Raw genomic sequence first — 16,835 nt, forward strand, 5'->3', positions numbered from 1 at the left:
GGAGTGAATCGGTGGTGGGGGTGTAGAGAGAGAGTACATTTCGTGTGCTTTTGGCTGAGGGGGTGGGGGTGGGTTGAAATGGGGTGTTCGAGAAGTGAGGATCGAGAAGGGATCCGCGAGAGTCGTGGTGAGAAGAACGCCACGTTCGCGGGAGTGAGAGAGTACGTTTCGTGTGCTTTTCGGAGATACGTGTTGGTGGCGGTGAGGAGCGATCGGGGGTTGTCACGCGGTCTCACCCGGAAAGAACCGGTGTCACGGCGATCTGTCGGCGACTGTCACCAAGCAGACGAAACAAACGAAGGCAGGTTTTAAGTACGTAAGAGTGGTGCGGTCGACTATGCACCAGCACCGCCGCGACGATCGAGATGCGGAACCGGAGACGGGGAGAGTACGGGTCTGACCGATGGGCGGGCCGTTCAGCGATCTCACGGAGACGATCTTCGCCGACAAGTCGGTGCTCAACGAGAGCTATCAGCCGGAGGAGATCCTCGAACGTGACGAGGAGATCGACTCGTTCAGTCACGCGCTGCAGGACGTGTTGTTCGGTCGCGAACCGGAGAACGTCTTTCTGTATGGAAAGGCCGGACTCGGGAAGACGGCGGTGACGAAGTACATGATGGACGAGTTGCAGTCCGAAGTCGCCGTTCGCGAGGAGGCGAACGACCTCCACGTGCATCAGGTCAACTGCAACGGCAAGACGCTGTTTATGGTCGTCCGTCGGCTGGTCAACGACCTGCTTCCGGACGACGCGAGCGAGTTCCCGAAACGCGGGCTGGGAACCGGCGACGCCTTCGACGAACTCTATGCCCAGCTGGATAGACTCGGCGGCACCCACCTCATCGTCTTCGACGAGATCGACCACCTCGACGACGTGAACACGTTGTTGTACGAGCTGCCGCGGGCACGATCGAACGGCCATCTCACCGACTCGCTCGTCGGTATCATCGGCATCAGCAACAACTACACGTTCCGCCAGTCGCTGTCGGCGAAGGTCAAGGACACGCTGATGGAGACGGAGATCTCCTTCAGCCCGTACGACGCCGGCGAGTTACGACGGATCCTCCACGATCGCGCCGATCGCGCCTTCATCGACGGCGCGTGTGACGACTCCGCGATCGCCAAGGCCGCCGCACTGTCGGCGCAGGACATGGGGAACGCTCGCCAGGCGATCGACCTGCTTCGGGTCGGTGCCGAAGTCGCCGAGCGTGACGGCGACAACGTCGTCTCCGACGACCACATCGAGGAGGCACGGACGCTCGTTCAGCGCGGACGCCTCCGGAACAAGATACGCGATCAGACCGAACACGCCCAGTACATCCTCGAGACGATCGCGAAACTCGACAAGCGCGGCGACGTTCCCGCACGGTCAAAGACCATCCAGGACGGGTACGAACGGGTCGCCGAGGCGTATGGCGCCTCTCCGCTGACCACGTTGAAGAGCATCCAGGACCACCTGTCGGATCTCCATATGCTCGGGTTCCTCCTCCGCCACGAACGGAACTATGGATTGAAGGGCGGCCAATACTACGAATACGAACTCGATCTCGATCCCGACATCGTTCTCGAAACACGTGAGGAAATAATCGACGCGGCCGATTGAGCCATCAAACGACGATAACTGCTCACACAAATAATCGTATCTATATAACATATAATTTATTTGTATATATATAAAATATAAATAATAAGTTGTTTCACATCATTTATATTATAATGTGAATAAGTACATTTAAATTAATATAAATGTTTTGGTGGAGGAGATATTTAGTGCGTTTGGATAGATACCGGGTGAGGACCGGATCTCTGCCACCCCACCAACTCGATCGAAAGCACACGAAACGTACTCTCTCACCCACTTCGGTGGTCCCCTACCGCTTCCGTCATCATCCGTCCTTATCTCACCCTACTTCACCCCCACCCACCCCACCCCATCCCACCCCACCCCTCCCGCTCAGCCAAAAGCACACGAAACGTACTCTCTCTCTCTTCATAGTCACAGTCGAACGCCGAGCCGATCGACCCCCCGAGATCGCTCAATCCGCCGACGTCGACGACGTCGACGCCCCGACCTCCTCGTCGGTGAGGTAACACTGTGGATCCGGCGCGAACAGGTCCTTGTGAACCGTCATCGCCCGCAACCGCGACCCGCCACGGCACACGTCCTGATACTGACACTCGCTACACCGACCGCGTAAGCGATCCTCCCGATTTCGAAGCGCGTTCAAAAGCGGGTTCACCTCGTCACGCCAGATCGCGCCGAAGGGTCGATCGCGGACGTTCCCCGGGCTGTACCCCTGCCAGAACTGCGTGAGGTGGACGTTTCCGACGGGATCGACGTCGGCGATCCGCTCGCCGGCAGGGTCGCCGCCGTTTCGCTCGAGGGCCGTCCGGATCCGGTCGGCCGTCTCCGGTCCGAGTTCACGCCGTGCGTACTCGACGAGGTAGCCGGCGTCGGCGTAGTTGCCCACGAGCAGCGTCTCGATCTCCTCGCCGGCGGCGTGATACTCGCGGGTGAGGTCACACAGCCGCCGGACAGCGTCCCGTTTCTCCGCCGGCGAGAGGTCGGCATCGACGATCTCCTTGCCGCGACCGCCGTAATCGAGGTGGTAAAAGCAGAACCGGTCCACCCCGACGTCGGTCAGCAGGTCGATCACGCCCTCGAGGTCCGCCGCGTTCCGGTCGGTGATCGTGTACCGGAGCCCCGTCTTGAGTCCGACCTCGAGACATGCCTCTATCCCCCGGATCGCGGCGTCGAAGGCACCCTCCTTCCCGCGGAACGCGTCGTTCCGCTCGGGGAGCCCGTCGACGGACACGCCGGCGTACTGCAGACCGGCATCCTTCAACTCGGCCGCCGCCGCCTCGGTCAACAGCGTTCCGTTCGTCGACAGGACCGGTCGGATCCCGGCGTCGACGGCGTGCGCCACCAGCTCGGGCAGGTCCTCACGCACCAGGGGCTCGCCGCCCGAGAACAGCACGACCGGCACGCCGAAGTCGGCGAGCTGATCGAGCAGCGCCTTCCCCTCCGCCGTCGACAGCTCGCCGGGCACACCCTCGGTGTCCGCGGCGGCGTAACAGTGGTCACAGTAGAGGTTACACCGCTTCGTCGTGTTCCAGACGACGACCGGCCGTTGCTGTTTGCGCTCGGTGATCTGCTCGACGCTCGAGTCCGCCGCGGCGTCGTACCGCAGCCCGTCGCTTTCGGCGTCGAGGCCACACAGCAGCTTGCTGATCGAGATCATTCCGACGAGACCCCCGACAGCGACGATGCATCCGATCCAGATGACGTCTCCGACGTTGACGACGATACCGTCGATTCCCACTGGTTCCGCGGTACGCCCTCCGTCTCCTCGTACACCCGTGGTTCGATCGCCTCCTCTCCATCACCCTCGTCACCGCCAGCGTCGCCGTCGGTCGCCTCGTCACCGCCAGCGTCGCCGTCGGTCGCCTCGTCACCGCCAGCGTCGCCGTCGGTCGCCTCGTCACCGCCAGCGTCGCCTGCCGCTCCATCGTCCACGTCGTCCTCGTACGCCTCACCGAGCGTCGACGTCGAGTACCGATAGGTTTCGTCCGCGGGCGTCACCCAGACGTCGCGTGCGTACCACGCGAACAGTTTGCCGGCCTCCTCGTGAGCGACGTCGGGGGTCGGCGCGGCGATCGTGCCGACGTGTGTCATCTGGCCGTCGACGTCTTCACGAACGAACACCTCCCACCGCGGGTCGGCCGTCGAGCGCGGGCTCCCCTCGGTGGATCGCGTCGCGGTTTCGACCGCGTTGTCGGACATACCGGACGCTTGGGTCGGATCGATAAACCACCGTCCGACCGTTATCAGCGCGTGGGAACCCCACACGAACGCGTTCGGTCGAGGGTCCAAGCCGGTCGGGGCGCTATCTGGGCCGAGTGATGTTCGACCACATCGACACCGACCGGCGACCGGTCGTGCTCATCTGGGAGGTGACGCAGGCGTGTGAACTTGCCTGTCGGCACTGCCGGGCGAACGCCCAACCCGCCCGCCATCCCGACGAGCTCACCACGGCGGAGGGAAAGCGCCTGCTCGAGGACGCCGCCGAATTCGGCGAGAACCAGCTCGTCGTGCTCTCGGGCGGCGATCCGCTGACGCGTCCGGACCTCCTCGAGTTGGTGGAGCACGGGGACGATTTGGGGCTCCGAATGACGATCACGCCGAGCGGAACCCGGTCGCTGTCGCCCGACCGCGTCGCCGACCTCGCGGACGCCGGGGTTCGACGGATGGCGCTCAGCCTCGACGGCGCCACCGCGGTGACCCACGACGCCTTCCGCGGCGAGGAGAGTTTCGCCGACACGATCGCCGCGGCGGCGGCGACCGCCGACGAGGAGCTTCCCCTCCAAATAAACACCACCGTCTGTGCCGACACGGTCGAGGAACTCCCCGCGATCCGCGACCGCGTCCGGGACCTCGGCGCCGTCCTCTGGAGCGTCTTCTTCCTCGTCCCGGTCGGTCGGGGCCGCGTCCTCGATCCGATTGCCCCGGACCGCGCCGAAGCCGTGATGGAGTGGCTCCAGACGGTCTCCGAGAGCGAACCATTCGGCGTCAAGACCACCGAGGCCCCCTTCTACCGCCGCGTCGGACTCCAACTGGCGGTCGACACCGACGAAGCGAACGCCGACGAAGCGAACGCCGAGGCGTCCTCCCGACGTACCGGCATCACGGCCGGTCGCGGGTTCGCGTTCGTGAGTCACACCGGCGAGGTGTTCCCCTCGGGCTTCCTCCCCGAGTCCGCCGGGAACGTCCGTGACCGGTCGGTCGTCGACGTCTACCGGAACGCGGACCTCTTCGAGAACCTCCGGGATCCGGACGCCTACCGCGGCAAGTGTGGCGCCTGCGAGTTCCGACACGTCTGTGGCGGGAGCCGATCACGTGCGTACGCGACCACCGGCGATCCCCTCGCAAGCGATCCCCTCTGTCCGTACGTCCCCGAGGGGTACGATGGGCCACTGCCGGAGACGATCGCGACCCCGTCCGATCCGTCTGATCCATCCGATCCGTCCGACTCCGAGTCCGCATCCGGTTCCGCCCGGTCCGACTGACGCGTTCGCCATCGCCCGCTTCGACTGAGGCGTTCCGTCGATCACTTCGGATTCCGCCGTGAGGTCACTCCGAGTCGACGAATCGGAGCCGGTACGTGAAGTACTCGCCGTCGTACCGGAGGTGTCGTCGTTTGGAGGGATCGACGCCGGCGTCCTTCCGGACGTTCCCATCGAGATACGCTCGCCGGTGAAGCGCGCGAAGCACCGCCTCGTACGCCGACGAGTACGGATGCGACTCCCCGTATCTGCCGTGTCTCGCCTCCAGGATCACGTTGCGCGCGTCGTTGGAGAGGTCCTCCCGCGAGACGACCGCATCCAGGTGGACGCCGCGAAGGACGGCCTCGATGCCCTCAGGTGACTCGGCGACCGGTTCCGCCCGTGCCCGGTATACCGGTTCATGAAACCGTTCGCGGGAGACCGAGACCGAATACCCGCGGTCTTGATAGCTGACTCGGTCGGGGCCGTCGGCCGCCAGCAGTCGGCTCGCCGCGATGGCGTCCTCGCTCCGGTAGACGTAGCCACCTCGCCGTACCAGTCCCCACGGCACGCCGCCGCGATTCCCGCGAGCACGGGCGGCCATCCAGGCGATCTCCACGGCACGCTGGTCGCCGGGGGGCAGGCGCTCCGCCGAGGCCGGATCGCCGACAGCTTCCGTCGTGCTGTCCTCGCCGGACGAACCGATCTCTCCCGCCGCGTCGGCGTCGACTGCGAACAGCCGGAGTACGGGGTGCGTCGAGACCGATTCGTCGACGACGATCGAATCGAGGCGATAGTACGTGCCGTCCCGTTCGGCGTAGACGGGATCCTCGGGAGTCGAGTGAAACGGCGGCCGCCCGGTCACCGTATACGCCTCTCCGGCGAGAGCAGCGTCGAACGCTGCCTCGTCGACGTCGTCACGCGTCTCCGAAAGGTCGCGCACGTGGCTCTCGCGGAGCGTCGATCCACGGTCTGACAGCGTCAGCTCGAGCCGTCGGTCGCCCGTCCCCGAACCCGTTCCAGCCCCGAATCCACCGTCATCACCGCCGCCGATGCCCGGAACGCGATCGAGGCACCCGCTCGTTGCCACGAGCGTCGAGAGTCCGGCCACGGCGGCCATGTACGTGCGTCTGTTCACGACGGACGATCGTCGTCCGGGCTAATACGTGTTGCAGAAGCACAAAGGAACGTTTGAGCGATCGGGTGGACGGTGGGTCGCCGGGAAATCGATCGCTCGGAGCGAGGGATCCGGGTACTCGGGACGAGCCGGAACGAGCGAAGACGGACGGGAATCGGAACGGTCCGGAACGAGCGAAGACGGACGGGAATCGGAACGGTCCGGAACGAGCGAAGACGGACGGGAATCGGAACGGTCCGGAACGAGCGAAGACGGACGGGAATCGGAACGGTCAGGGACGGCCGACCTCACGTGTGTCAGCCTCCCGGCTTACGGGTCCGGGTTGAAGATCTCGGGCTCCTCCTCGCCCTCGACCTGGATGACCCCGAGCATCCCCTTGCGGGCGACCCGTGAGAGCGCGTGGTCGACCAGCTTGATCGGGCCGGGGACCGGCGTGTCGATCTCGGCCGCCGCGACCGTCCCCGGTGCGACCGGGGCCGTCTCGACGTACCGATCCGGGTCCGAGACCAGGTCGCCGTCGCGGTAGAACGTCTCCCAGACGTTCCCGATCCCGTGCCAGGAGCTCATCAGGTTCGGACCGCCCACGGAGTGGAAGATCCGGACGCGCTCGCCCTTCTGGACCGTGACCGGCCCGTATCCGTCGCCGGTGAAGGCGTACGCTTCGCCGTTCAGACAGACGTAGGTGGGCTCCTCGGCGGCCATTGCGTCCATATCGAACGCGTGGTGGCCCTTCTCGCCGGTGTCTCCGGTCGTGTAAAGCTCGTGCTGGCCGAAGTAGAGCTCGCGGTCGACCTCCGGCAGGCCGTCCTCGGGCTCGACGAGGATCGCGCCGAACATCCCGGCGCTGATGTGGTGGTCCATATTCGGGACCGCACAGTGGTAGATGAACACGCCGGGGTAGGTCGCCTTGAACTGGATCTCGGCGCTTTCACCGGGCGCGATCGTCGTGTCGTCGGCGCCGCCGCCCGGTCCGTAGACCGCGTGGAAGTCGATGTTGTGCGGGAGGCTGTTCCCCTCGTCGCTCGTCAACCGCAGCGTCACGGTGTCGCCGCGCCGCACGCGGACCATCGGTCCCGGGACGCGGTCGTTGAACGTCATATAGTCGAACGTGACGCCCGGCTCGATCTCCGCGACACGCTCCGTCGTCTCGAGTTCGATCTCGTGGTGGCGCGGCTCGGTCCAGTCGACCGGGTCCGGAACGTCGGTCGGATCCGCCGCGATCCGGTCGAGATCGACGGACTTGGCCGGATCGAGGCCGCCGTCCGCCGCCTCCGTCGTCGTTTGGGCCTGGGCCCCCGCATCCGCACGGGGGGCACCGAGACAGCCCGCGGTCAACACCGCTGCACCGGCACCGGCCGCCTTCATGAACGTCCGCCGTGGGATACTGTGTGATTGGGACATTGGGGTTCCCTCCATTTGAGCATATGTGGAGTATATACTTCAAAGAGTACTGGAGTTCCAATATTTTGGCGACGGTGATCGAACATGTAGGTACCATACTATATAAACGCCCCTCGAGGTCAACGTACCCGGACTCTCAACGTGGCCTCGCGACACGATCCGACGCACCAGGTCGCCGGTCAGAACTCGATCGTCACGTCGTCGTCAGGACTCGATCGTCACGTCGTCGTCAGGACTCGATCGTCACGTCACCGATCTCGAAGCGGGCGCCCCCATCGGCGCCGTCAGTTATTCCGAGCGCCCACCCGTGGGCGTCGACGATCTCCGAGACGATCGCGAGTCCGAAGCCGATGCCGTCGTCGTCGGTCGTGTACGCCCACTCGGTAACGACGTCGCGTTCCGACGCCGGGATCCCGGGGCCGTCGTCGGCCACGAAGAAGCCCTCGTTGTCGGAAAGATCACCGACGGTGACGGTGACGCCGTCATCCTGGTGCTCGATCGGACCCCGGTGAGCCTGCGGGTGGGAGCTCGTGGAGCCGTGCTCAACGGCATCCTCGCGAGCGTGCGAGCGGGGGTTCGTCGAACCGTGTTCGGCGACGTCCTCACGAGCGTGCGAGGGAGGGTTCGTTGAGCCGTGCTCAACGGCATTCGCGAAGAGGTTCTCGAGGAGCTGTCGGAGCTTCACTGGGTCGGCGCGGATCCGACGTGCGGTCTCGACGCGTAACTCCGCATCTCCGGTCTCGATCATCCCCCAACTGTTCACGGCGGCCTCGGCCAGACTCACCGACTGCACGTCGACGGCGGATCGTCCCTCACGGGCGACCGTCAACAGGTCGTCGATGAGGTCCTCCATCCGCGTCACCGCCCGTTCACACCGGTCGATGTGGACCGGATCGCCGGTTTCAGCGGCCAGATCAAGGGATCCGCCGATGATCGACAGCGGATTCCGAAGGTCGTGGCTGACGATGCTGGCGAACTCCTCGAGCCGGTCGGCCTGCGCGGCGACCTGTCGTTCCCGCCGTTTGCGCTCCGAGACGTCCCAGGCGACGCCGATCATCCGGTCCGGTCGTCCGTCGGAGTCGTATTCGACCGTTCCTTCGTCGGCGATCCAGCGATCCTCGTCCGCCGCCAGTCGGAACTCCGCGGCGTACGTGCCCGTTTCCGTCAGGGCGGTCTCGATCGCGGCGGCAACCTCGTCCCGGTCCGCCGGGTGAACGATCGAGAGGAAGTCGTCCCGGTTTTCGTTCGGTTGATCGTAGATCGTCCGCGCGGACGGGTAATACGTCAGTACGTCATCGTCGACGTCCCACACCCACGTCGTCGAGTCCGTCGCCTCGAGGGCGAACTCCATATGCTCGACCGCGAGCGCGAGCTCCCGTTCGCGCTCGGTCTCGTACGCGTTCGTGGGATCCATCACCGCTGATACGCTCGATGACTGGATAGGCATATCGATCGCGGGAAGCGGAGAGATCGGCCGATCCGTCATCGCCCCGAGCGCGGGGCACGATCGTTCGGTACGGAATCACCACCGAAATCGCCCAGCAGGCCGACCACGGCTCCATCCCCCGGTTAACCCGATTTAATCGGGCTTAATCGTCGATAAATCGTGCCGAAACCGGATCGACGGTCGTCCATTTATATACCCTTCCCCGACCATCCGTCGAACGCAATGAACCGACCCGCAACACTGTTGATCGCGATCGCACTCGTCGTCTCGGTCGTGGGGGCTGCCCCCGCGGCAGCGGCCGGCGTCGAGGGCGATGCGAGCCCGAACGCGAACGCGATCGACGCACCGCTCGACGACGATCGAACGCAGGTGGAAACGGATACGAACACGACTGACGACACCAACACGACTGACGACACCAACACCACCGACGACACCAACACCACCGACGATACGGCGAACGAGACCGACTCCACCGCCGACAACGAGTCGGACGAGGACGACGTGAGTCCGGGCGCACGACTCTCGGGCGTCGTCGGCGTGCAGGAAGCCGAGATCGACGGTGAGGTCGAGCAACGAGCGCTCGGCCTCCGCATCGCCAGCGCGGTCTCGAACGGCTCGAAGGCGAACCTCGTCGCGTCGGAGTACGAGAACTCGTCCGAACGCATCGACGCGCTCGAGACGCGACAGGCGGAGCTCGAGGCACAGTACGAGAACGGCACGATCTCGACGGGTGAATACCGGTCGCGAACGGCCCGGATAGCCGCCGAACTCCGAACGCTTGAACGAACGTCGAACCAGACCGCCGAGGTCGCTTCGGGACTCCCGGCCGGCCTCCTCGAGGAACGGGGCATCAACGCGTCCGCGATCGAGGAGCTTCGACGAAACGCGAGCCAGCTCCGCGGCAACGCCTCGGCCGTCGCCGGTGACATCGCCGGACCGCCCGAGGACGTGGGTCGTCCCGCACACGCGGGCGGTCCTGACGATGACGCCGATGACGCGGGCGGTCCCGATCGCGACGACGTCGGTCCGGATGCCGATACCGGTCGCCCGGACGACGTAGGGCAACCCAGTGATGCAGACGGGAGCGAGGACGCCGATCGACCAGACGACGCGGGCGGACCCGATGACGCCGGCCGTCCCGACGACGCCGGACAGGCCGGCGGTCCCGATCGCGAGGACGACCAGAGCGCAACCGAACAGCCCGAGGACACCGAGACCGACGACTCGGGAACGGATGACACGGAAACCGACGACGGATCCGCAAGCACGGACGACGCTAACGGGTCCACCGACGCCGACACCGACGCTGACGCTGATGCCGACGGAGACGACTCCACGAACGGCGGCTCCGGCGGAAACGCGGGACAAGGCGGTTCCTCCCAGGGTGGATCCTCCCAAGCAGGGAGTGCCGGTAGCAACCGATGACGGATACGTGGACAGCCACATCTGGCTCCCGAACGCGCCTCCGTGGGGGGATCCTCGCGCTCCTCGTCGTCTGTAGCCTCTTAGTCGGAGCATCCGGACCTGCCGCGGCCGCCGACCACACCGGGTCCGAGTCGGCGTTCATCGTCGATCTCGAGGACGATGGGGACGCGACGGTGACGCTGCGTCTGACGTACGACCTCGATGACGACGCGGAACGATCCGCGTTCGCGTCGCTTCGAAACGACTCGACGACACGGGCCGACCTCCGTGACCGGTTCGCCTCACGGATGCGGTCGGTCGCGAACGACACGGCCGCAACGGTCGAGCGCGACCAGTCGATCGACGCCTCGTCGATCGACATCACTACGACGTCCGGGACTAACGCGGACGCCACGGCGGCCGACGGCGACACGAACGGAACCGGCGTCGCGGCCCTGTCGGTCCGCTGGGCCGGGCTCGCTGCGACGAACGAGGGGACGCTGACGCTCACCGAGCCGTTCGCGAGCGGCTTCACGACCGACCACCGGTTCGTCGTGACGGGCCCCGACGGATACGCGGCGACCGCCGTGACGCCCGACGGAAGCACCGTCGAGAACGAGACCTACGTCTGGGACGGCGGCACGAACCTCGAGGGATTCGAGATGGTTCTCGAACCGACCGACGGGTCGGACGCCGACACGACGGCCGACGAGGTGACCGACGATGACGCCACCGTCGGCTCGGCTCCCGGATTCGGGACCGGCGCCGCCGTCGCCGCCCTGGCGGCGCTCACGGTCGTGCTCCGCGCCCGTCGCGCACGCGATCAAAAATAGGAATATCTGCCGTTTTTCGAAGGCGTCACCGAGTCATCAGCTATGGGATACAGGGTTTCATACGGCGTTCCGTTCACGTCGTTCCGTATGGAGACGAATCGGTTCGTCGAATGCCCCCCGATCGGCGTCTATCGAACGACCGTGGACGGGCTGATCCTCGACGCGAACGCGGCGTTCACAACCCTCCTAGGCGCCGATGCCGCAGCGGACGTGATCGGGTCGAAGATAACGACCCACGTGGTGCACGTTTCCGGATCAAACTTCGACGCGCCGATTGATGGAGGTTCTCGTAGCCACCCGTGTGTGGTGATTTTTGGCTTGGGTACGTCTCTCAGTCCGGTGTTCGGACCCGATGAACGTCTACGATGATCCCTCCGAATCCATCGGCCGATCCCACGAGCCGCGATCGATCGACGGTCCCGTTCCCCGGGTATTTTGCGGTCAGGTCGTGTATCGGACCCATCACGATGTCACAGAACGCTGCCCCGAGCGACACGATGGCGGAACGGAGTGCGGGCTCGACCTGGAAGCAACGGGTGCTGCTCGAGACGGACCGGCGCATAGTCGCGACGGGATTGATGGGGGCGGTGTTTCTCGCGATCCTGACCGCAAACGCCGCGACGCCGACGCCGTTCCGCACCGTGATGCAGTCGACCGACGTCATCCACACGCTGTTTCAGGGATTGACGACGGCGCTCATCACCGGCGTCACCCTGGTCGTGTCGATCAACTCGCTCGTCTTGTCCCAGGAACTCGGTGCGGTCGATGACCAGCGTGAGCGTCTCGACGGCGCGTTGTCGTTCCGAGAATCAGTCGCGGACGTCATCGACGAGCCGGTGAGCCCCGCGGATCCCGGATCGTTCATCGCGGCGCTCGTCGACGCGTGTGCGAACCGGGCGACCGCGTTCCAGGCGGCCATCGACCGCTCATCGGGGGACATCCACGGCGACGGTGCTCCATCAACCGACGCCGACGACCCGTCCGGAGACGCTGACGACCTGTCCGGAGACGTCGACGACTTTGTCACCGAACTCACACGCCACGCGGAGCGTGTGCGCACCGATCTCACGGACGCCCAGTTCGGAACCTACGCCGTGATCGGCCCCGCATTGGACTTCAACTACTCCTGGAAGGTGTTTCAGGCGCGCCGGATCGGGGCCGTCCACGCGGACGAAATCTCCGAGTCGGCTCGGGAGACACACGAGGACCTCATCGACGCTCTCGAGGGGTTCGGACTGGCTCGCGAGCACTTCAAGACGCTCTACTTCCAGTGGGAACTGATCGCGCTCTCGCGGGCGATGCTGTACACTGCGGTTCCCGCGCTGATCGTGACGATCTCGATGTTGCTCTTCTTCGATACCGCCGTCGCCCAGGGATCGATATTCGGCGTCGACGTTCTCGTGGTGGCGGTGGCTGCGGCGACGACGATCGCCGTCACGCCGTTTCTCCTGCTCGTCTCCTTCCTCCTCCGGATCGCGACGATGGCCCAACGCACGCTCGCGATCGGGCCGTTCGTGCTCCGCCGATCGAGCCGGACGACCGCAGTGGACGGGGACGAGTGAGAACCGTTTTCACGACGATCGCGGCGTGTCCAACATCTCCGATCCTCCCGACCCCCGTCGGCAGTACCCCGGTTCAGGCCGATTCGACGGCGTCGAGAACCGCCTCGTAGTCGGGCTCGTTCGTCGGATCGTCGGCAACCCAGTCGTAGACGACCGTGCCGTCGGCGTCGAGGACGTAGACGGCCCGGTTCGCGATTCCGTGCAGGCCGAGATCAGCGATGTCGATCGTCAGGTCGTAGGCGTCGATCGCGTCGCCGGCCATATCGCTCACGAGGTCGAACGCGATGCCGTGTTCCTCGCGGAAGGCTCCGAGCGAGAACGGCGAATCGGCGCTGAGACCGAGGACGGTCGCCCCGGCGTCCTCGAAGTCGTCGAGTCGCTCCTGGAAGGCGATCATCTCGTTCGTACACGGGGGCGTGAACGCGCCCGGGAAGAACGCCAGTACGACCGGGCCGTCCCCGAGGACGTCATCGAGCGCGAACGGTTCGTGGTCGCTCGTGCCGATCGTCGCGGTGAAACGCGGTGCGGAGTCTCCTGTCGAAACCATCGCCTCAACGTACGGCCTCCGGTCGTATAAAGGTCGACACGAGAATGTTCCCGTCAGTGGCCCCGACCGCTCGCGCGAGCCGGACGACGTGGCCCCGCTTACGCCGGCGCCGGCTTCGTGAACGCCGGGCGATCGCCGCCCTCGAACTCCTTGACGATCCGCTCCTCGGCGCGGTGGAGGATCTCACAGCACGTCGACTTCGCGAGCCCGAGTTCGTCGGCGAGTTCGCCCTGGGTACATCCCCGCGGCGAGTCGTAGTAGCCCAGATCGATCGCCGTCTCGACGACCTCGCTTTGCCGGTCCGTCAGCACGCGATCGAACCGGGGACTGTCCCAGACGTGCTCGACGATGAACCGCACCTCCGACCGGTCCAGCTCGTCGGCGAGCGAGGAGAGCCGGTTCCGGGTCGTCGTCAGCTCCCAATCGACCTCGCCGTCGACGATCTCGAAGGGCATCTCGACCGGGACGCCGGTCCGGTCGAGGATGCGCAACAGCAGCGGCTCGTCGGTCTCGAACTGAACGAGTGCACGGTCAGTGCCACGCTGAAAGATCTCGAGCTCGTGGACGGCGTCGTACGCCCGCATTCGATCGAGAACGCGATCGGGTTCGGGAGCCAGGATCTCGACGAACCCGACGCCGACGCCGTCACACGACTGCGCCGACCGCACGCGAACGGTCGTCTCGGGAAACTCTCGGGAGAGCTCGCCGATCCAGACGCGTTCGGGTACCGACAGGGTGAGTGATACTGAAACCATTTAGGTACCCCTAAACGACGGACCACCCTGAATGCACGCACGAACACGTTCGGATCGGCCGTCGTTCGGATCGCTCACTCGCCCCAGATCGCGGTGACGACGACGCCGTCGACGTCCTCGCCGTCGATCCGTATCGAGCCGCCCGCCTCGGCCGCATCGATCGTCTCGTACCGGTATCCACGGTCCTCGAGCTTCGGATAGAGGTGTTGAGGCGCGCGGTCGTTGTACTGAACCAGGACGACGTCGTCGTCGATCGCCACGAGCCGCTCGAGAGTGTCCTTCAGGGGTCGTGGCGGGGGGAGATCGCGTGCGTCCAGCGTCTCCACCGGCCGATCGGTCGGCGCGTCCGTCGTCGAGAGCACGATCTGTGCCTCCATACACGCCTATCGGTGCCCGATGGCCCTCCCGGTTTCCCCGAAAGTGTTCGGTCAGGGTGGGGAGCAATGATCGATCCCATAGGTCCTTCAGTCTGCACGCCGGACCCACGAACGATGCGATCAGTCACGCTCACGCGGTCGTTCGACGCGGATCCGGGGTCGATCGCCGACGCGATGACCGACGTGGAGCCGTTCATAGCTGCGGCGGGGTTCGACGAGGTGTCGGTGGACGGGGACCGGATCGCGGTGGCCAACCGGGTCGGGATCGCGACGATCGAGTTGACGCTCGAACGGACGGACGAGTTGGGGGACGGTATGGCCGACGACGATCCCCCGTACGTCCTCGAGTACGTGCAGCGTGAGGGGATCTTCGAGGCGATGACGACGACCTACACTGTCACGCCGACCGCTGCCGGAAGCGAGGTCACGGCGACCACCGAGTTCGCGCTCGACGTGGCGATCGTCGGCGACGTCCTCGACGCGACGGTCATCAAGCGGCAACGGCGCCGCGAACTGAACGCGCAGTTCGACTGGCTGGAGACGCAGGGAGTGCAGGGGACGTGACGAACGTGTTCGGCTCGGAGTTTATCCGTTCATAGCCCCGATTTCGAGGTGAATGACGAACACCACTCACGACGCCGACCACGACACCGACCACGATCACGACGCGGTTCCCGTAACCGACCACGTCCACCACAACTCCTGGTCGGCCAACCTCGAACGGGCCGAACACGCGGACTCCCGGGACCTCGTCGTCGACCAGGCGATCGACGCGATCGAACACACCGCGGCTGGCAACCACGTCAACCTCGTCACGCACGGCGACCACGGCCACCCCGCCGAGTACCTCTTCGACGAGCTCGAGGCGGCCTTCGACGGGAGGGATCTCGCGTGGGAGTACATCGAACAGTGTGGCTGTGGCGGACACGTCGTCCGCGTGCAGGTCCCTGCCGGCGCCAACCACGCCTAGACCACCGGAACGGGATATCGATCGACTCACGATGACCGAGACACCACCCGAGGGCGACGCGAGCGCCGACCTCGTGTCGCATCCCGTTCCCGACGCAGTCCTCGAAGCCGTCGGCGGGTCGGGGGAGCAGTCCGCCGATCCGACCGCGGGGTGGACGCTCCGGATCACGACGCCGGCGGACGCCGGGGAGTCCGTACCCCTCACACACGATGACCTGACGGGTCTCCCTCAGGAAACCTTCACCGGCGACTTCTCGTGTCTCGAGGGCTGGACCGCGACCGATCTGACCTGGCGCGGCGTTCGAGTGGACCGACTCCTGGAGGCGACCGTCGGCGGCGTCGACGGCGCGGACCACGCGCTCGTCCGCGCGATGGACGGGGAATACGCCTGCGCGTTCCCGATCGACCGGTTGACCGAGGCGGTACTCGCGCTCGAACTCGACGGCGACCCGCTTCCGGTCGAACACGGCGGTCCCGCGCGGCTGGTCCCGCCCGGCGAGGACGCCGACTGTTGGCGCAGCGTCAAGTGGGTCGCGTCGATCGAGCTGACGGCGGACCGGCCGACCGAGGCCGACACGGCCCGGGAGATCGCGCTCTCGCGGATCGATGACTGACGCGCTCTTGCGGATCGACGGCTAACGCGAGTCGATCCGGTTCGCCGTCGCCACGCCGGCGCCGGACTCGACGACGGCGAACCGGGCGAACATATCCGGGAGCAGCCATAGGCCCGACGCGCCCCGATCGACGCGTATGGCCGGCTTCCCCTCACCGTTCGGCGGCGATGACGACGATCTCTTCGACGACGAGGACGCGTTCGTCCCGGACCACGTCCCGAAACCCGGGACGTTCCTCCAGGGACACGACGTGTTGACCGACGACGAGCACGTCGCGTTCCATCGGATCACCCACGACTGCTTCGAGGAGCGGAAAGTCTACGATATGACCTTCAACTACAACCTCGCGCGGTTGAACCTCGACACGCGCCATACGGGCGCGGGTTACCGGTACGCCGAGGAGGCCGACGATCCCGACGTCCTCCGCGCGGAGTTCACCCCGACGACGCCGTTCTGTCCGCAGACGCACACCCTGACGATGGGCTCGTTCCGCGCCTGGAACGGGCTGAGCGATCGACACGACTACGACCTCGTGCGCGTGCGCGCCGACCGGATGCACCACCAGAGCGAGGCGATCAACGACCAATTGGCCGAGCTCGAAGAGCGATACCTCGAGACGGGCGACGAAACCGTGGTCCCCGAGGCGGCCGACGAGATCGGATCGAACCCGATGGAGCGGTCGATGCAGCAGGAGGGCCCGAGTCGCGGGTCGGCCGGGAACTCCGAAGCGCCCTTCTGAGGCAGG

Annotated in this window: 18 protein-coding genes; 10 read left to right on the forward strand and 8 right to left on the reverse strand. The window is 65.7% G+C overall.

Annotated elements, in window-relative coordinates; all coding sequences use genetic code 11:
• Positions 1 to 403: 403 nt before the first annotated feature.
• A complete protein-coding gene (locus tag BLW38_RS05875) occupies positions 404 to 1,600 on the forward strand; it encodes a Cdc6/Cdc18 family protein (protein ID WP_092815908.1) in 1,197 nt (398 codons plus the stop codon).
• Between the two features lie 433 nt (positions 1,601 to 2,033).
• Here BLW38_RS05875 and BLW38_RS05880 read toward each other — a convergent pair whose 3' ends face one another.
• Together BLW38_RS05880 and BLW38_RS16735 are read right to left on the reverse strand one after the other, a co-directional pair.
• Complete coding sequence (locus BLW38_RS05880) at positions 2,034 to 3,239, reverse strand: TIGR04347 family pseudo-SAM/SPASM protein (RefSeq protein ID WP_092815911.1); 1,206 nt, start codon at positions 3,237 to 3,239, stop codon at positions 2,034 to 2,036.
• Positions 3,236 to 3,781 (reverse strand): Htur_1727 family rSAM-partnered candidate RiPP, encoded by a 546-nt coding sequence (locus BLW38_RS16735; RefSeq protein ID WP_092815914.1) that lies wholly within the window; start codon positions 3,779 to 3,781, stop codon positions 3,236 to 3,238. Before BLW38_RS16735 ends, BLW38_RS05880 begins: the two co-directional genes overlap by 4 nt.
• A 119-nt stretch (positions 3,782 to 3,900) precedes the next feature.
• On the opposite strand from BLW38_RS16735, the gene BLW38_RS05890 reads away from it, so the two are divergent.
• The gene (locus BLW38_RS05890; RefSeq protein ID WP_092815917.1) at positions 3,901 to 5,064 is read left to right on the forward strand and encodes a TIGR04053 family radical SAM/SPASM domain-containing protein; all 1,164 of its coding nucleotides are present in this window, start codon (positions 3,901 to 3,903) and stop codon (positions 5,062 to 5,064) included.
• A 64-nt stretch (positions 5,065 to 5,128) separates the two neighbouring features.
• Here the strand turns inward: BLW38_RS05890 and BLW38_RS05895 are convergent, their stop codons facing one another.
• From BLW38_RS05895 to BLW38_RS05910, 3 genes are all read right to left on the reverse strand, one after another.
• Positions 5,129 to 6,178 (reverse strand): hypothetical protein, encoded by a 1,050-nt coding sequence (locus tag BLW38_RS05895; protein ID WP_245710083.1) that lies wholly within the window; start codon positions 6,176 to 6,178, stop codon positions 5,129 to 5,131.
• Between the two features lie 309 nt (positions 6,179 to 6,487).
• Positions 6,488 to 7,579: a copper-containing nitrite reductase gene (nirK, locus tag BLW38_RS05905; RefSeq protein ID WP_092815927.1), complete on the reverse strand. Its 1,092-nt coding sequence runs from the start codon at positions 7,577 to 7,579 to the stop codon at positions 6,488 to 6,490.
• 229 nt (positions 7,580 to 7,808) lie between these two features.
• Positions 7,809 to 8,993 carry a PAS domain-containing sensor histidine kinase gene (locus tag BLW38_RS05910; RefSeq protein WP_177167446.1) on the reverse strand — a complete coding sequence of 395 codons (1,185 nt, stop codon included), beginning with the start codon at positions 8,991 to 8,993 and terminating at the stop codon, positions 7,809 to 7,811.
• A 255-nt stretch (positions 8,994 to 9,248) separates the two neighbouring features.
• On the opposite strand from BLW38_RS05910, the gene BLW38_RS05915 reads away from it, so the two are divergent.
• From BLW38_RS05915 to BLW38_RS05925, 4 genes are all read left to right on the forward strand, one after another.
• Positions 9,249 to 10,454, forward strand: coding sequence for a DUF7096 domain-containing protein (locus BLW38_RS05915; RefSeq protein WP_092815933.1), 1,206 nt, complete (start codon positions 9,249 to 9,251; stop codon positions 10,452 to 10,454).
• Positions 10,451 to 11,266: a DUF7345 domain-containing protein gene (locus BLW38_RS05920; protein WP_092815936.1), complete on the forward strand. Its 816-nt coding sequence runs from the start codon at positions 10,451 to 10,453 to the stop codon at positions 11,264 to 11,266. Before BLW38_RS05915 ends, BLW38_RS05920 begins: the two co-directional genes overlap by 4 nt.
• A 42-nt stretch (positions 11,267 to 11,308) precedes the next feature.
• A complete protein-coding gene (locus BLW38_RS15740) occupies positions 11,309 to 11,635 on the forward strand; it encodes a hypothetical protein (RefSeq protein WP_177167447.1) in 327 nt (108 codons plus the stop codon).
• 98 nt (positions 11,636 to 11,733) lie between these two features.
• Entirely contained in the window at positions 11,734 to 12,828 is a 1,095-nt protein-coding gene (locus BLW38_RS05925; protein ID WP_092815938.1) for a hypothetical protein, read from the forward strand.
• Between the two features lie 73 nt (positions 12,829 to 12,901).
• Here BLW38_RS05925 and BLW38_RS05930 read toward each other — a convergent pair whose 3' ends face one another.
• The 3 genes from BLW38_RS05930 to BLW38_RS05940 form a co-directional block, all read right to left on the reverse strand.
• Positions 12,902 to 13,375 (reverse strand): redoxin domain-containing protein, encoded by a 474-nt coding sequence (locus BLW38_RS05930; protein WP_092815941.1) that lies wholly within the window; start codon positions 13,373 to 13,375, stop codon positions 12,902 to 12,904.
• Positions 13,376 to 13,473: 98 nt separating this feature from the next.
• Positions 13,474 to 14,130, reverse strand: coding sequence for a helix-turn-helix domain-containing protein (locus BLW38_RS05935; protein WP_092815944.1), 657 nt, complete (start codon positions 14,128 to 14,130; stop codon positions 13,474 to 13,476).
• Between the two features lie 74 nt (positions 14,131 to 14,204).
• Positions 14,205 to 14,507, reverse strand: a complete 303-nt coding sequence (locus BLW38_RS05940; RefSeq protein WP_092815947.1) for a DUF2249 domain-containing protein — start codon at positions 14,505 to 14,507, stop codon at positions 14,205 to 14,207.
• A gap of 114 nt (positions 14,508 to 14,621) precedes the next feature.
• Here BLW38_RS05940 and BLW38_RS05945 point away from each other — a divergent pair, with 114 nt between their 5' ends.
• The 4 genes from BLW38_RS05945 to BLW38_RS05960 all read left to right on the forward strand — a co-directional run bounded on the left by BLW38_RS05945 (position 14,622) and on the right by BLW38_RS05960 (position 16,829).
• Positions 14,622 to 15,071 carry a hypothetical protein gene (locus BLW38_RS05945; protein ID WP_092815951.1) on the forward strand — a complete coding sequence of 150 codons (450 nt, stop codon included), beginning with the start codon at positions 14,622 to 14,624 and terminating at the stop codon, positions 15,069 to 15,071.
• Positions 15,072 to 15,123: 52 nt separating this feature from the next.
• On the forward strand, positions 15,124 to 15,477 hold the full coding sequence (locus BLW38_RS05950; protein ID WP_092815954.1) for a CGCGG family putative rSAM-modified RiPP protein: 354 nt from the start codon (positions 15,124 to 15,126) through the stop codon (positions 15,475 to 15,477).
• A gap of 31 nt (positions 15,478 to 15,508) precedes the next feature.
• Complete coding sequence (locus BLW38_RS05955; RefSeq protein ID WP_092815958.1) at positions 15,509 to 16,090, forward strand: molybdopterin-dependent oxidoreductase; 582 nt, start codon at positions 15,509 to 15,511, stop codon at positions 16,088 to 16,090.
• Positions 16,091 to 16,226: 136 nt separating this feature from the next.
• The gene (locus BLW38_RS05960) at positions 16,227 to 16,829 is read left to right on the forward strand and encodes a hypothetical protein (protein WP_092815961.1); all 603 of its coding nucleotides are present in this window, start codon (positions 16,227 to 16,229) and stop codon (positions 16,827 to 16,829) included.
• Positions 16,830 to 16,835 lie beyond the last annotated feature (6 nt).

Origin of the sequence: Halopenitus malekzadehii (genome assembly GCF_900108505.1) — an archaeon.
GTDB classification, from domain to species: domain Archaea; phylum Halobacteriota; class Halobacteria; order Halobacteriales; family Haloferacaceae; genus Halopenitus; species Halopenitus malekzadehii.

Excerpts from the sequence above, each read along its gene's own strand:
- BLW38_RS05920 (WP_092815936.1), top strand. The coding sequence starts at position 10,451 with ATGACGGATACGTGGACAGCCACATCTGGCTCCCGAACGCGCCTCCGT.
- BLW38_RS05910 (WP_177167446.1), bottom strand. The coding sequence starts at position 8,993 with ATGGATCCCACGAACGCGTACGAGACCGAGCGCGAACGGGAGCTCGCG.
- BLW38_RS05950 (WP_092815954.1), top strand. The coding sequence starts at position 15,124 with ATGACGAACACCACTCACGACGCCGACCACGACACCGACCACGATCAC.
- BLW38_RS05945 (WP_092815951.1), top strand. The coding sequence starts at position 14,622 with ATGCGATCAGTCACGCTCACGCGGTCGTTCGACGCGGATCCGGGGTCG.
- BLW38_RS05955 (WP_092815958.1), top strand. The coding sequence starts at position 15,509 with ATGACCGAGACACCACCCGAGGGCGACGCGAGCGCCGACCTCGTGTCG.
- BLW38_RS05940 (WP_092815947.1), bottom strand. The coding sequence starts at position 14,507 with ATGGAGGCACAGATCGTGCTCTCGACGACGGACGCGCCGACCGATCGG.
- BLW38_RS05930 (WP_092815941.1), bottom strand. The coding sequence starts at position 13,375 with ATGGTTTCGACAGGAGACTCCGCACCGCGTTTCACCGCGACGATCGGC.
- BLW38_RS05935 (WP_092815944.1), bottom strand. The coding sequence starts at position 14,130 with ATGGTTTCAGTATCACTCACCCTGTCGGTACCCGAACGCGTCTGGATC.
- BLW38_RS05880 (WP_092815911.1), bottom strand. The coding sequence starts at position 3,239 with ATGATCTCGATCAGCAAGCTGCTGTGTGGCCTCGACGCCGAAAGCGAC.
- BLW38_RS05925 (WP_092815938.1), top strand. The coding sequence starts at position 11,734 with ATGTCACAGAACGCTGCCCCGAGCGACACGATGGCGGAACGGAGTGCG.
- BLW38_RS16735 (WP_092815914.1), bottom strand. The coding sequence starts at position 3,781 with ATGTCCGACAACGCGGTCGAAACCGCGACGCGATCCACCGAGGGGAGC.
- BLW38_RS05915 (WP_092815933.1), top strand. The coding sequence starts at position 9,249 with ATGAACCGACCCGCAACACTGTTGATCGCGATCGCACTCGTCGTCTCG.
- BLW38_RS05875 (WP_092815908.1), top strand. The coding sequence starts at position 404 with ATGGGCGGGCCGTTCAGCGATCTCACGGAGACGATCTTCGCCGACAAG.
- BLW38_RS05960 (WP_092815961.1), top strand. The coding sequence starts at position 16,227 with ATGGCCGGCTTCCCCTCACCGTTCGGCGGCGATGACGACGATCTCTTC.
- BLW38_RS15740 (WP_177167447.1), top strand. The coding sequence starts at position 11,309 with ATGGGATACAGGGTTTCATACGGCGTTCCGTTCACGTCGTTCCGTATG.
- nirK (WP_092815927.1), bottom strand. The coding sequence starts at position 7,579 with ATGTCCCAATCACACAGTATCCCACGGCGGACGTTCATGAAGGCGGCC.
- BLW38_RS05890 (WP_092815917.1), top strand. The coding sequence starts at position 3,901 with ATGTTCGACCACATCGACACCGACCGGCGACCGGTCGTGCTCATCTGG.